The organism is Herbidospora yilanensis (assembly GCF_001570565.1).
Taxonomy (GTDB): Bacteria; Actinomycetota; Actinomycetes; order Streptosporangiales; family Streptosporangiaceae; genus Herbidospora; species Herbidospora yilanensis.
On record NZ_BBXE01000016.1, the window covers coordinates 212,255 to 226,019 of the forward strand.

13 protein-coding genes are annotated in these 13,765 nt (G+C 71.4%); 11 read left to right on the top strand and 2 right to left on the bottom strand.

All coding sequences use genetic code 11. The annotated features are described in order from the left end of the window. Window positions 1-104: 104 nt before the first annotated feature. The 11 genes from AW273_RS09070 to AW273_RS09120 are packed head-to-tail and all read left to right on the top strand — an operon-like array spanning window position 105 to window position 12,122. Window positions 105-2,609 (top strand): alpha-L-rhamnosidase, encoded by a 2,505-nt coding sequence (locus AW273_RS09070; RefSeq protein WP_157555652.1) that lies wholly within the window; start codon window positions 105-107, stop codon window positions 2,607-2,609. Beyond that, window positions 2,606-3,589, top strand: a complete 984-nt coding sequence (locus AW273_RS09075; protein ID WP_062347137.1) for an ABC transporter permease — start codon at window positions 2,606-2,608, stop codon at window positions 3,587-3,589. Before AW273_RS09070 ends, AW273_RS09075 begins: the two co-directional genes overlap by 4 nt. After that, window positions 3,586-4,398: an ABC transporter permease gene (locus tag AW273_RS09080; RefSeq protein WP_062347139.1), complete on the top strand. Its 813-nt coding sequence runs from the start codon at window positions 3,586-3,588 to the stop codon at window positions 4,396-4,398. Before AW273_RS09075 ends, AW273_RS09080 begins: the two co-directional genes overlap by 4 nt. Then, window positions 4,395-5,372 (top strand): ABC transporter ATP-binding protein, encoded by a 978-nt coding sequence (locus AW273_RS09085; protein WP_062347141.1) that lies wholly within the window; start codon window positions 4,395-4,397, stop codon window positions 5,370-5,372. Before AW273_RS09080 ends, AW273_RS09085 begins: the two co-directional genes overlap by 4 nt. Next, complete coding sequence (locus tag AW273_RS09090) at window positions 5,369-6,310, top strand: ABC transporter ATP-binding protein (protein WP_062347143.1); 942 nt, start codon at window positions 5,369-5,371, stop codon at window positions 6,308-6,310. Before AW273_RS09085 ends, AW273_RS09090 begins: the two co-directional genes overlap by 4 nt. Window positions 6,311-6,326: 16 nt before the next feature. Next, window positions 6,327-7,931, top strand: coding sequence for an ABC transporter substrate-binding protein (locus AW273_RS09095; protein WP_062347145.1), 1,605 nt, complete (start codon window positions 6,327-6,329; stop codon window positions 7,929-7,931). Window positions 7,932-7,936: 5 nt separating this feature from the next. Beyond that, window positions 7,937-8,728, top strand: coding sequence for an SDR family oxidoreductase (locus AW273_RS09100; protein WP_062347146.1), 792 nt, complete (start codon window positions 7,937-7,939; stop codon window positions 8,726-8,728). Continuing rightward, entirely contained in the window at window positions 8,725-9,648 is a 924-nt protein-coding gene (locus tag AW273_RS09105) for a C-terminal binding protein (RefSeq protein WP_062347148.1), read from the top strand. Before AW273_RS09100 ends, AW273_RS09105 begins: the two co-directional genes overlap by 4 nt. Before the next feature lies 1 nt (window position 9,649). Beyond that, window positions 9,650-10,582 carry a zinc-dependent alcohol dehydrogenase gene (locus AW273_RS09110; RefSeq protein ID WP_062347149.1) on the top strand — a complete coding sequence of 311 codons (933 nt, stop codon included), beginning with the start codon at window positions 9,650-9,652 and terminating at the stop codon, window positions 10,580-10,582. Window positions 10,583-10,590: 8 nt separating this feature from the next. Next, window positions 10,591-11,361 carry an MBL fold metallo-hydrolase gene (locus tag AW273_RS09115; protein WP_062347152.1) on the top strand — a complete coding sequence of 257 codons (771 nt, stop codon included), beginning with the start codon at window positions 10,591-10,593 and terminating at the stop codon, window positions 11,359-11,361. Next, window positions 11,358-12,122, top strand: a complete 765-nt coding sequence (locus AW273_RS09120; protein WP_062347153.1) for an aldo/keto reductase — start codon at window positions 11,358-11,360, stop codon at window positions 12,120-12,122. Before AW273_RS09115 ends, AW273_RS09120 begins: the two co-directional genes overlap by 4 nt. Here the strand turns inward: AW273_RS09120 and AW273_RS09125 are convergent, their stop codons facing one another. Both AW273_RS09125 and AW273_RS09130 read right to left on the bottom strand, forming a co-directional pair. Continuing rightward, the gene (locus AW273_RS09125) at window positions 12,123-12,968 is read right to left on the bottom strand and encodes a fumarylacetoacetate hydrolase family protein (RefSeq protein WP_062347155.1); all 846 of its coding nucleotides are present in this window, start codon (window positions 12,966-12,968) and stop codon (window positions 12,123-12,125) included. Window positions 12,969-12,979: 11 nt separating this feature from the next. After that, a complete protein-coding gene (locus AW273_RS09130) occupies window positions 12,980-13,744 on the bottom strand; it encodes an IclR family transcriptional regulator (protein WP_062347158.1) in 765 nt (254 codons plus the stop codon). Between the last annotated feature and the right edge of the window lie 21 nt (window positions 13,745-13,765).

Sequence of the window (13,765 nt, forward strand, 5' to 3'; positions counted from 1 at the left end):
AACTCCGGTTCTCATCCTTGACAGCCCGAGCAGATGTGGCGCACGATTCCGGACATGTGAACGGTGCATTACCGAAGGGTCCGAAACCTGGAAGGCAGGTCGTGATGGCAGAGCAGCAGGCAGCCCCGGTCGTGAGCGCGCTACGCGCCGCCGGGCGCGCCGCACCCCTCGGGCTGCCCGGCACCCCGCCACGTCTCTCCTGGTCCGCCAGTGCCGACGGGCCTTTCGAGGTCACCACCTCCACCGGCTGGTCGGCCACCGTCACCCGCCCCTGGATCGAGTACGCCGGCCCGGCCCTCGCCTCCCGCCAGCGGGTGACCTGGCAGGTGGAGGGTGCGGAGGCCGCCTTCGAGGTCGGGCTGCTGAACGCGGCCGACTGGCGGGCGACCTGGATCACCGGGCACCCGGAGCGCTTCCCCCGCGAGAGCCACGACCCGGCCCCGATCCTGGAACACGACTTCACGGCGTCCGGAGGCGTCGCCCGCGTCTACGCCACCGCGCTCGGGCTCTACCGCCTCTGGCTGAACGGCGTCGAGCTCACCGCCGCCGACCTCTACCGGCCGGGCTGGACCGACTACCGCACGCGCGTCCACCACCAGACCTACGCGGCGCGGCTGCTGCCCGGCCGCAACACGATCAGGGCGGTCCTGGCCAAGGGCTGGTACGCCGGCCGCCTCGGCCTGCTCCGCGAGCCCGGCTTCTACGGCGGCCTCCCCGCCTTCCTGGCACAGGTGGAAGAGGACGGCGAGGTCGTGGCGGCGACCGACAGCGGATGGCGTACCGCCAAAGGACCGATTCTCAGCACCGACCTGCTGCGCGGCGAGATCCAGGACCTGCGGCGGGAACCCGAGGAGTGGGCCGGCGCGCTGCCCTTCGAGGGCCCGGCCCCCGAGGTCGTCCCGCAGCCGCACGACTCGATCACCGGCTACGAGATCCACGAGGGCAGGCTGGTCCACGAGCACGCGCGCGGCCCGGCGGTGTTCGACTTCGGGCAGAACCTCGTGGGCTGGACCCGGCTGACCACCCCGACAGTGCCGTCGGTCGAGGTGATCGTGCGCCACGGCGAGATCCTCACGCCGGAGAACCTGGTCTACCGCGACAACCTGCGCGGCGCCTTCCAGGAAGACCGCTACACCGTGCCCGGCGAGGGCCCCCACGTGCTCGAACCCGCCTTCACCATGCACGGCTTCCGCTACGCCGAGGTCTGGGGGCTGCCCGGCGACACGCCCTACGGCATGTACAAGGTGCGCCCCGAGACCCGCATCGAGGCGGTCTCGGTCACCGGCCTCCCCCTGCGGGCGGGCTGGTTCGAGTCGTCGAACGCCGCCCTGACCAGGCTCGCGAGCAACGTCGAGTGGACCGTCAGGGACAACTTCCTGGAGGCCGCCACCGACTGCCCGCAGCGCGACGAGCGCCACGGCTGGCTCGGCGACGCCGGCGTCATCGCCCCCACGGCCGCCTACCACTTCGACATCTCGGCGTTCCTGGCCAAGTTCACCCAGGACGCCGCCGACGCCCAGGGCCCCGACGGCGAGATCCCCAACTACGTGCCCGCGGTCCCGCCCTCGGGCCTGACCCCGGGCGCTCCCGGCTGGTCGGACGGCTTCATCCGGCTCGTCCACACCGCCGTGCAGCGCTACGGCGACCTCGGCACCGCCCGGCGCCTGTTCCCGAACATGGTCAGGTTCCTCGACCACGTCGACCGGGCCAACCCCGACGGTCTGCGGGTCAACCAGACCGGCGCCGACTTCGGCGACTGGCTCTCGCTCCCCGAGCGGGAGGGCGCCCCCTTCCATTTCGGATACGAGTACACCGGCGCCCACTCGACCACCCCGCGCCCGGTCGTCGGCACCGCCCACAGCTACCGGTCCTTCGTCCAGCTCGCCGAGATCGCGGCCTGGCTGGGGGAGACCGGGGAGGCGGCCCGGCTGGCCGAGCGGGCCGAGGAGATCAGGCAGGCGTACCTGAAGGCCTTCCTGCCGCTGCGGGAGCCCACCCAGACGGCCTTCGCTCAGGCGATCGGTTACGGCCTGGTCCAGGGCGCGGACGCCGCCGAGATGGCCGCCGAGCTGCGGCACGCCATCGAACGCGCCGGGCGCGTCACCACCGGCATCCACGGCGTCGAGCACGTGCTGCCCGTCCTGTCGGCCCACGGCCACGCCGACTTCGCCACGAGGCTCCTGCTCAAGGACGAGATGCCGAGCTGGCTCTACATGGTCGCCAAGGAGGCCACCACGATCTGGGAGAAGTGGGACGGCATCCGCCCTGACGGCACCCTGTCCACCGCCGAGATGAACTCCTTCAACCACTGCGCCCTCGGCGCGGTCGGCCGCCATCTCTTCGAGGGCGTCGCCGGCCTCGACGCCACCACCACCACGTGGACCGGCGAGATCGTCGTCCGCGCCCGGTACACCCGCGATCTCGACTGGGTCAGGGCCGGTTACGACAGCCCCGTCGGCCCCATCCGCAGTTCCTGGCGGTGGGCCGGCCAGGCGGTCGAGCACGAGATCGAGGTGCCGGGCGCGGCGTTCGCCACCGTCCATCTGCCGGAGGCCGAGCCGGTCCGGCTCGGGCCCGGAACCCACACCGTGCACGTGGAGCTGCCATGACGGCCAGGTTCGTGGTCCTGCGGCTGCTCCGGCTGGTAGCCGTGCTGCTCGTCGTGTCGGCGTTGTGCTTCCTCAGCCTCAACCTGCTGCCCGGCGACCCGGCCCGCGCGATCCTCGGCGAGTCGGGCACCCCCGAGTCGGTGGCCGCCCTCCAGCAGGAGCTCGGTCTCGACGTCCCGATGGGCGAGCGCTACATCACCTGGCTGGGCGGCATCCTCCAGGGCGACTTCGGCCGGTCGTACGCCAACCGGCTCCCGGTCGCCGACATCATCCTCCAGCGGGCGCCGGTCACGATCGAGCTGATCCTGCTGAGCCAGCTCATCGCGCTGGCCGTGGCGATCCCGCTGGCCACCGTGGCCGCGGTCAAGCGCGGCACGGCGGTCGACCGGGGGATCAGCTCGCTGGTGTTCCTCGCGGTCTCGGTGCCGTCGTTCGTGCTGGCGTTCGTGCTGATCTGGGTGTTCGCGATCAAGCTCGGGCTCTACCCGGCCAACGGCTTCATCCCCATCAGCGCGGGGCTCGGCCAGAACCTCGGCTCGCTGCTGCTGCCGTCGCTGGCGCTGGCCGCCGGGCCGGCCGCCCTCTACCAGCGGGTGCTCCGCGCCGACCTGGCCGAGACCTACGGACAGGAGTTCATGAACGTGGCCCGCGCCAAGGGCGTCTCGCCGCTGCGGATGGCCGTCAGGCACGCCTTCCGGCCCAGCCTGCTCGGCCTGACCACCTCGCTCGGCGTGGTCGTCGGCGTGCTGATCGGGTCGAGCGTGATCATCGAGAACCTGTTCAGCCTGCCGGGCCTCGGCTCGATCCTGGCCACCTCGGTCAGCGGGCGCGACTACGTGGTGGTCCAGGGGGTCGTGCTGGTCGCGGCGACGGCGTTCGTGGTGATCAACGCGGTCGTCGACCTGGTCTACGGGCTCATCGACCCGCGCCTGCGCAAAGCCCGCGTGACCCGCCGGGCCGGGGCGGTGCCGGTCGCATGAGGCGTCTCAAGGTCGTCGACTCCCTCTCGCTCACCTGGCTGGGCGTGCTGTTCCTCGCCGCGGTGATCCTGCCGCTGGTCATCGCCTTCGACACCGAGACGATGTCGTCGGCCCAGCGGCTGGCCGGACCGTCGGCCGACTACTGGCTCGGCGGCGACAACTACGGCCGGGACCTGCTGGCCCGCGCCCTGGCCGGGGCCCGGGTGTCGCTCGGCATCGGGTTCGGGTCGGTCGCGATCGCGGCGCTGATCGGGGTGCCGCTCGGCATGCTGGCCGGCTATCTGCGCGGCGCCGTCGACGCGGTGATCTCGTTCGTCGTGGACGTCGTGCTCGCCTTCCCCGGGCTGGTGCTGGCCCTGGCGCTGGCCTCGTTCCTGGGGGCCTCGATCCAGAACGTCATGATCGCGATCATCGTGCCGATGACCCCGGTGTTCGCCCGGCTGGCCAAGGCGCAGACGATGGCGGTCTCCGGCCGGGAGTACGTCGAGGCCAGCCAGGTGATCGGCACCCCCACCCGGTCGATCGTGTGGCGGGACGTGCTGCCCAACATCCTGCCGCCGATCCTCGCCTACGCCATGGTCAACGTCGGCACCGCGATCCTCATCGAGGGCGGGCTGAGCTTCCTGGGCATGGGCGTGCCGCCCGACCAGCCGTCGTGGGGCAGCATGATCAACCAGGGCCGGGTCTTCATCAGCGAGGACCCCCGCCTGGTCGCGGTGCCGTCGGTGTTCATGCTGCTCACCATCCTCGGGCTCAACCTGCTGGGTGACCGGTTCCTCTCCGGCAACGACAAGGCGGGCGTGCGATGACCCTGCTCAGCATCCGTGACCTGGTCGTGGAGTTCCCCACTCCGGCCGGGGTGGTCAGGGCGGTCGACCACGTGAGCCTCGAACTCGGGTTCGGCGAACGGCTCGGCGTCGTCGGGGAGTCGGGGTCGGGGAAGAGCGTGCTGGCCCGTACCGCGATGGGACTCACCCGGAAGGGACCCGCGCGGATCAGCGGCGAGGTCGTCATCGACGGCCGGTCGATCCTCGGCCTGAGCGAACGCGGCAGGCGGGCGCTCTGGGGCCGCGAGGTGGCCATGGTCTTCCAGGACCCGCTGAGCGCCCTCCACCCGATCACCCCGATCGGCGCGCAGATCGCCGAGGCGGTCCGGCGCGACCCGTCGGTGAAGAAGGAGCAGGCCGCGAAGCGGGCCGTCGAACTCCTGGAGATCGTCGGCATCCCGCAGGCCGCCCGCCGCGCGAAGTCACGGGCGCACGAACTGTCCGGCGGCATGCGCCAGCGGGTCGCCATCGCGATGGCGGTGGCCGGCCGGCCGAAGTTGTTGTTCGCCGACGAGCCGACGACCGCGCTCGACGTCACCGTGCAGGCCCGCATCCTCGACCTGTTCGACGAGTTGTGCCGCGAGTTCGGCATCGGCATCGTGATGGTCAGCCACGACCTCGGCGTCGTCGGCCGCCACACCGACCACGTCGCGGTCATGTACGCCGGCCGCATCGCCGAACGCGGCCCGGTGAAGGCCGTGTTCGCCCGGCCGAGCATGCGCTACACCAGCGCGCTCATGGCCGCCATCCCCAGCCACCGGGCCGAGCGGCAGACGCTGCCCAAGCCGATCCCCGGCTCCCCGCCCAACCTGCTGGCTCCCCCGCCGGGCTGCCGCTTCGCCCCGCGCTGCGCCTTCGCCACCGACAGGTGCGGCACCGAGCAGCCCACGCTGACCGAACTCTCCGGCGGCCACGAATACGCCTGCTGGCACCCCGGACAGGAGGCCGTCCGATGACCGATCCCGTGTTCACGCTGGAGAACGGCTACGTCCGGTACGGCGGCGGCCACCCCGACGCCGTCTCGGGCGTCACGGTCCGGCTCCACAAGGGAGAGATCCTCGGCCTGGTCGGCGAGTCGGGCTGCGGCAAGTCGACCACGGCCAGGGCGATGCTCGGCCTGGTCCCCCTCAACGAGGGCCATCTCACCCTCCACGGCGCCCCGGTCGGCCCCAACGACAAGCGGTTGCGCGCCTCGGTCCAGGCGATCTTCCAGAACCCGGCCGCGTCGTTCAACCCGAAACGGTCGCTGCTCGACTCGGTGGCCGAACCGCTCCGTGTACGGGGGATCAAGGACCGCCGCAGACGCGCCCTTGAGGAACTCGACCGGGTCGGCGTCACCGAGGCGATGGCCGGCCGCCGCCCTTACGAGGTGTCGGGCGGCCAGGCCCAGCGGGCCGCCATCGCCAGGGCCACCATCCTGCGGCCCGAGGTCCTCGTCTGCGACGAGCCGGTCTCCGCGCTCGACGTCTCCATCCAGGCCCAGATCCTGGAACTGCTGGCCGAACTGCGCACCGAGCAGGGCCTGGCCATGTTGTTCATCTCCCACGATCTCGGCGTGGTCGCGTCCCTCTGCGACCGCACCGCCGTCATGTACGCCGGCAAGGTGGTCGAGCAGGGCGCCGCGCCCGACATCGCCAACCGGCCGCGTCACCCCTACTCGGTCGCCCTCCAGGACGCGGTGCCGTCGCTGGACCTGGCCGACGACCACGTGCCCAGGGTCCGCACCAGAGCGGTCACCGACGACGTCGACGGGCGAACGCTGCCCGGCTGCCGCTTCTCGGCCCTGTGCCCCTTCGCCACCGACGAGTGCGCGACGACTCCACCGCCGCTGGACGAACTGTCCCCCCGGCACGAGGTCGCCTGCCACCACCCGTTCGCCCCCCTGCACCACTGAGAAAGAAGGCAAGGCAATGCGCGTCCCCATCCGGCGGAGGCTGCTCGCCCTCCCCATAGCCGCCGTCACCGCCGTGGCCCTGGCATCCTGCACGGTCTCGGGCGGCGCCGATCCCGCCGCGGTCGCGTCGTCCCAGGCGGCGGCCGGAAACGACCAGCCCAGGCAGGGCGGCACCCTCAACGTCGCCATCGGCGCCGACCTGGCCACCCTCGACCCGTCCAAGGGCTCGGCCAACACGATGGCCCTGGTCGGCTCGGCCGTGTACGACACCCTCATGGTCGTCCCCAAGATCGGCGACCTGCCCCAGCCCAACCTGGCCCAGTCGCTCACCGAGAGCGCCGACAAGATGAGCTGGGAGATGAAGCTCCCCACGGGCGTCAAGTTCAGCGACGGCACCCCGTTCGACGCCGAGGCGGTCAAGTTCAACCTCGACCGCAACCGCGCCGAGGGCTCCACAGCCGCCGCGTTGTTGTCGTCGATCGACTCCGTCGAGGTCGCCGACCCGGCCACGGTCACGATCAAGATGAAGCACCCGTTCAGCAACCTGCCCTACGCCTTCTCCTACGACGGCTCGGGCACCGCGGGCTACGTCGCCTCCCCGACGGCCCTGAAGCAGTACGGCGACGACTACACCGCCCACGCGGCCGGGGTCGGCCCCTACAAGCTCCAGTCGTGGGCGCCCGGCCAGCCGGTCGAGCTGGTCCGCAACCCCGACTACTGGAACAAGGACAAGCAGGTCTACCTCGACAAGGTCGTGGTCAAGACGATCGCCGACCCGCAGAGCGCCTACCAGGCGCTGCTCGCCGGCGACATCGACCTGATGGCGACCGTCTCGCCGACCCTGATGAAGACCGCGAAGGAGAACCCGCAGGTCAACTTCGTGCAGGGCGTCGGCGCCGACCAGGACAGCATCATCCTGAACGTCACCCGGCCGCCGTTCGACGACGTGCGGGTGCGCGAGGCGCTGTCGAAGGCGCTGAACCGGCAGGAGATCGTCGACCTGACGACCGAGGGCCTCGGCAAGCCGGCCGTGAACCTGTTCCCCGAGGGCAACCCGTTCCACAGCCCGGCCGCCGACCCCGCCTACGACGTCGCGGGGGCCAAGCAACTGCTCGCCGCCTACGAGGCCGACACCGGCAAGAAGGCCACGTTCAACTACACGTGCAGCAACGTGCGCCCGGCCAGCGACGTCATCGTCAACCAGCTCAAGGCGGCCGGGTTCGACGTGAAGTTCGACGCGCTGGAGCCGTCGGCCTGGCTCGACCAGTTCTTCGGCAAGAAGTACTCGGCGATCTGCTGGACCATGGCCGGCTTCCTCACCCCCGACCTGCTGCCCTACCGCTTCCTCCACTCCACGGGCGACCTGAACACCGGCGGCTTCAAGAGCGCCGCGTTCGACGAGAAGGCCGACGCCGCCCGCACGGCCACGCCCGAGGAGCAGAAGACCCTGTGGGCCGAGGCCGACACGGTGCTCACCAAGGAGCTCCCGTGGGTGTGGACGACCAGCGCGCCCATCGGCTTCGTCTGGTCCAAGAAGGTCCACAGCGTCGACTTCGACGAACCCGCCCGGCTGCGCTACAGCGTGCCGAGCTTCGTGAACGCCTGGCTCCAGGAGGGCTGATCGACATGGACTGGACCGATCGCGTCGGCGTCGTGACCGGCGCCGCCTCGGGCATCGGGGCGGCCACCGCCAGACGGTTCGCCGCCCGGGGCATGCGCGTCGTCGGACTCGACCTCGACGCGGCCGGCCTGGCCGCGACCCACGAGGCCATCGGGGCGGCGTTCACCCCCGTGGCGCTCGACGTCTCCGACGGCGCCGCCGTGCGCGCCGCCGTCGGGGGCCTGGCCCGGATCGACGCCGTGGTCAACTGCGCGGTGAACTTCCTGGCCAAGGGCATCGACGTCACCCAGGACGACTGGGACCGGGTGCTGCGGGTCAACGTGCAGGGCATCAGCAACGTCGTGCAGGCCGCCCATCCGCTGCTGGCCGCCTCGGGGCACGGCGCGGTGGTGAACGTCGCCAGCGTCTCGGCGCACGCCGCGCAGCCGTCGCGGTGGACGTACAACACCACCAAAGGCGCCATCGTCACGCTGACCAAGTGCATGGCGCTCGACCTGTCCGCCGACCGGATCAGGGTCAACGTGGTCAGCCCCGGCTGGATCTGGACCCCCGAGGTCGCCAAGGCGGCCGGAGGAGACCGGGAGAAGTGGGAACCCGTCTGGGGCCGCTTCCACATGTTGCGCCGCCTGGGCGAGGCCGACGAGGTGGCCGCGGCCATCACGTTCCTCTGCTCGGCGGACGCCAGTTTCATCACCGGCGCGGAACTGCCCGTCGACGGCGGCTACCTGGCCATGGGGCCGGAGGGCCTCGGCGACGACTCCAGCTTCGCTGGAACCGATGCGAGGGAAGAGCGTTGAGCACGCACATCGTCATTACCGACACGAATCTGGGCGACGGCTCGATAGAGCTGGAGATCCTGCGGCCGGCGTTCGAGGTCAGCCACCACCACGTGCTCACCGAGGACGAGGTGCTGGAGGTCGGCGCCGAGGCCGACGGGCTGATGGTCCAGTGGGCCCCGCTGACCGAGCGTGTCCTGTCGGGCCTGCCGCGGCTGAAAGCGGTCGTCCGGTACGGGATCGGCATGGACAACATCGACCTCGACGCGGCCCGGCGGCTGGGCATCACGGTCCGCAACGTCGACGACTACTGCCTCGCCGAGGTCGCCGACCACGCCGTCGCCGCGATCTACGCCCACAACCGGCGGCTGACCGCCGGATCCCGCTCCTACGTGGCCAAGGGCTGGACCACGGCCGGGATCGCGCTGCCCCTGCTCCCGGAGGAGGACCCGGTCGGGATCGCCGGCTTCGGCCGGATCGGGCGCGAGGTCGCCCGGCGGGCCCTGGCGCTGGGCTTCCCCGTGCACGTGTGGGACCCGTTCGTCGGCGAGTTGCCCGAAGGCGTCGTCGGCCACGCCACCCCCGTGGAACTGGCCGCCGCGGTCAACCACCTGACCCTGCACATGCCGTCGAACGAGCAGACCAGGGGGGTGATCGACAAGGCCGTGCTGGACGCGCTCGGACCGGACGGTCATCTGGTCAACACCGCCCGCGGCGCGCTCGTGGACGAGGAGTCGCTGCTCGCGGCGCTCGACCAGGAGAAGCTGGCGTTCGCCACCCTCGACGTGCTGGTTGAGGAGCCGCCCACCGGGGTGTCGGCCGAACTGGCGAACCATCCCCGGGTGCTTGTCACCCCCCACACCGCCTACCTGTCGACCCGCTCGCTCCCGTCGCTCCAGCGCCGGGCCGCCGAGATCATGCGCGACCTGATGGCGGGCTGAGATGCGCGCCCTCGTCTACACCCGGCCCGGCGTGGTCGAATCGCTCGACGTCGCCGAACCCGCCCCCGCCGAGGGTGAGGTTCTCGTCAAGGTCCACGCCGTCGGCATCTGCGGCAGCGAACTCCACGGCATCCGCGACGCCGGGTTCCGCCGTCCCCCGCTCATCATGGGCCACGAGTTCGCCGGCACCACCCCCGACGGCCGCCGCGTCGTGGCCAACCCCCTCATCAGCTGCGGGCGCTGCGACCAGTGCCTGATGGGCCGCGACCACCTGTGCCGCGAACGCGCGCTCCTCGGCATCCACCGGCCGGGCGCCTTCGCCGAATGGGTGAGCGTCCCGGAGAAGGCCCTCCACGACCTGCCGCCGGACATGAGCTTCGAGACCGCCGCCGTCGTCGAACCGCTCGCGAACGGCGTGCACGCCGTCAACCTGGCCCGCCCCTACCCGGGCGCCCGGGTGGCCGTGCTCGGCGCCGGAACCATCGGCCTGGTCTGCGCGCTGGTCGCCCGGCAGGTCACCGACCAGGTGACCGTCTGCGACCTGTCGCCCGACCGGCTCGCCGTGGCCGGGCGGCTCGGCGCGTCGGCGGTCACGACCACCCTGGAGGGCGAGTTCGACATCGTGATCGACGCCGTCGGGGCCGCCGCCACCCACCAGATCTCGGTCCAGCACCTGCGGCCCGGCGGGACCGCCGTCTGGATCGGCCTGCTGAGCAGCGAGGCCGCGATCGACGGCCAGAAGATCGTCCGCGAGGAGAAGCACATCGTCGGCTCCTACTGCTACACCGCCGCCGAGTTCGCCCAGGCCGTGAAGCTGGCGCGGGACGTGGACCTCGGCTGGACGACCAGCTTCGACCTGGCCGACGGGGCCGCCATCTTCGGCGAGCTGGTCGACGGCCGCTCCGACGTCGTGAAGGCGCTGCTACGCCCATAAGGAGAGACATGTATTCGGTGAGACTGCTGCACCTCGGCGACGGGGACGTCCCCGGGCCGGAGGTCTACTGGATGTCCGACTGGGACCGGTGGTACACCCTGGCGTTCCAGGCGTTCCTGATCCAGGGCGAGGGCGTGACGGCCCTGGTCGGCACCGGCCCGGCCGAGGACCTGGGCCCGATGAACGAGGGCTGGGCGGCCTTCCTGGGCGAACGCGCGGCGATGCGCCGGGAGCCGGGAATGTGGCTGCCCGACCAGCTGGCCGCGCTGGGCATCGCCCCGGCCGACGTGACCCATGTGCTGCTGACGCCGTTGCAGCTCTACACGACGCCGAACGTGCCGCTCTTCCCGAACGCCGAGATCTGCCTGACCGAACGCGGCTGGACCCACTTCCACCGCACGAAGAAGCACCCCCACGACAACCGCTGGACCAGCCTCCCGCCGGAGGTCCTGTCGTACCTGACCCACGACGCGTGGGACCGGGTCAGGCTGCTCGCCGACGAGGACGAGGTCGTGCCCGGCATCCGCACCTGGTGGACGGGCTCGCACCACCGCGCCTCGATGGCCGTGGAGATCGACACGTCGGCGGGCGTGGTGACCGTCACCGACGCCTACTTCACCCGCCGCAACCTGGAGACCGACCAGCCGATCGGCATCTGCGAGAACATCTACGAGGCCCTGGCCGCCCACGAGCGCATCCGCCGCGTCTCCGACATCCCCCTGACCCTGTACGACGCCGACCAGCTCACGCTCTATCCGGACGGCGTCGTGGCGTCGTGAGCCGGGTGGCGCTGGGCGGCGCCCGCTGGTCGCTGACCGGCTCCCCCGACGAGGACCTCGCCCTCGCCACCCTCCACGCGGCGCTCGACGCCGGGGTGACCCTGGTCGACACCGCCTACGCCTACACGCCGCCCGGCACATCGGGCGGCCACAACGAGTCACCGATCGCCCGGGGGATCGCCGGGCGATCGGTGACCGTCTCCACCAAGGGCGGCCACTGGCGCGGCCCCGGCGGCTTCCTGATCGACGGAAGGCCCTCGACGCTGCGGCGGCACTTCGAGGAGAGCCTGTCGAGGCTGGGCGCGATCGGCCTCTACTTCCTCCACTGGCCCGACCCCGCGGTCCCCCTGCGGGAGTCCGTGGGCGAGCTGATCCGCCTGCGCGAGGAGGGCCTGGTCGAGCGCGTCGGCGTCTGCAACGTGACCCTGGACCGGCTTCGGCGGCTGGAGGGCATCGACGCGGTCCAGAACCGCTTCTCGCCCGACATCGCGCGACACTGCGCCGGGCACGGCCTGGAGTATCTCGTCCATTCGCCCTTCGGTGGCCCGGCGGGCGCGCGGCGCATCGCCGCGGACCCCGTGATCGGTGAGATCGCCCGTGACCACGGCGTCACGCCGCACGCGGTCGCGCTGGCCTGGTTGACGGCACAGGGGCCGGTGGTCCCGATCGTGGGCGCGGGCCGTCCGGGCAGCGTGGCGGCCTTCGACGGCGCGAGGCTGACCCTGACCGGGACCGAACTCCGGCGCATCCCCGGCCTGTGATCAGTAGGCCACGATCACCTGTTCCTGTCGGCCGAGGCCGTCGATCTCCATCGTCACGACGTCGCCGACCTTCAGATAGGGGAAGCGGCCCGACAGCGCCACGCCCTCGGGGGTGCCGGTGCTGATCACGTCGCCCGGCATCAGCAGCATGTAGTGGCTCAGGTGGTGGATGATCTCCGCGACGGAGAACACCATGTCGGCCGTGCTGGAGTCCTGCCGGATCTCGCCGTTCACCCACGACCGCAGCCGGAGCCCGGTCGGGTCGATCTCGGAAGCCGGCCGCAGGACCGGGCCCAGCGGGTTGAAGGTCTCGGCGCACTTGCCCTTCGACCACTGCCCGCCCGACTCCTCCAGTTGGAAGGCCCGCTCGCTCAGGTCGTTGGACAACGCGTAGCCCGCGACGTAGTCGAGCGCCTCGGAGGGGTCCTTGAGGTAGCGCGGAGTGCGCTTCATGACGACGGCCAGCTCGACCTCCCAGTCGGTCTTCTCCGAGCCGGGAGGCAGGATCACGTCGTCGTCCGGGCCGACCACGCAGCCCGGGTGCTTGAGGAACACGACCGGGTAGGGCGGCGGCGCGGCGCCCGACTCGGCCGCGTGGGCGGCGTAGTTCATGCCGATGCAGACCACGGCGGCGGGCCGGGCGACGGGCGGGCCGACGCGTTGTCCCCGCGCGGCGATCGGGGGGAGCTCCCCGTTCGCCAGGGCCGCCGCGACACGATCGATCCCGTCGGCGGCGAAGAAGTCGCCGTCGAGGTCGGGGGTGAGCGGCGTCAGGTCGTATTCACGGCCTTCGTGGCGGACGGCGGGGCGCTCGGACCCCGCGGGGCCGTGGCGGAACAGTTCCATTGCTGATTTCCTCACACGTCCTGGCGGCCCATCCGCAGCGATAGCTGGTGGACGGTCGACCGGACGTTCTCGATGGTTCTGGTGATGACCTCGGGGGTCCTGCGCACTTCGGGGATGGAGACGCTGATGGCGGCCCGGCCGCCGCCCCGGTGGCCGCTGAAGGGCGCGGCGATGCAGAACACCCCGGGGGTGTATTCGGAGTTGTCGGTGGCGTAGCCGTTCTCGCGGACCTCGCGGATGGCCGTCAGCAGCGCCGGCAACGACGTGATCGTGTTGGGGGTGTAGGTCGCGAAGGCGACCCCGGTGAAGCGCTCGGTGATCTCGTCGTCGGTGAGCTGGCTGAGCAGCGCCTTGCCGATGCCGGTGGCGTGGGCGGGCAGGCGCACGCCCACCCGGGAGGCCAGCCGGAGCTGGTGGTCGGGGTCGACCTTGGCGATGTAGATGTTGTCGGTGCCGTCGAGCGTGGCGAGCTGGACGGTCTCGTTGAGCGCATCGCGCAGCGCCTCCATGTAGGGGAGGGCGACCTTCTCCAGGTCGGCGACGGCGACGTAACTCTGCCCGGCCTGCCAGAGGCGGATGCCGACCCGGAACCTGCGGCTCTCGGTGTCCTGCTCCAGGAACCCCCGGGTGACCATCGTGACCAGCAGGGTGTACGTGCTGCTCTTGGGGATCTCCAGGCGGCGCTGGATCTCCGTCAGGGTCAGCCCGTCGCGGTGGTCGGTCAGCAGATCGAGGATGGCGAGCGTGCGATCAGCCGACTTCACGAGTGAGTTCATGATTTTGGATGGCCGTTCATG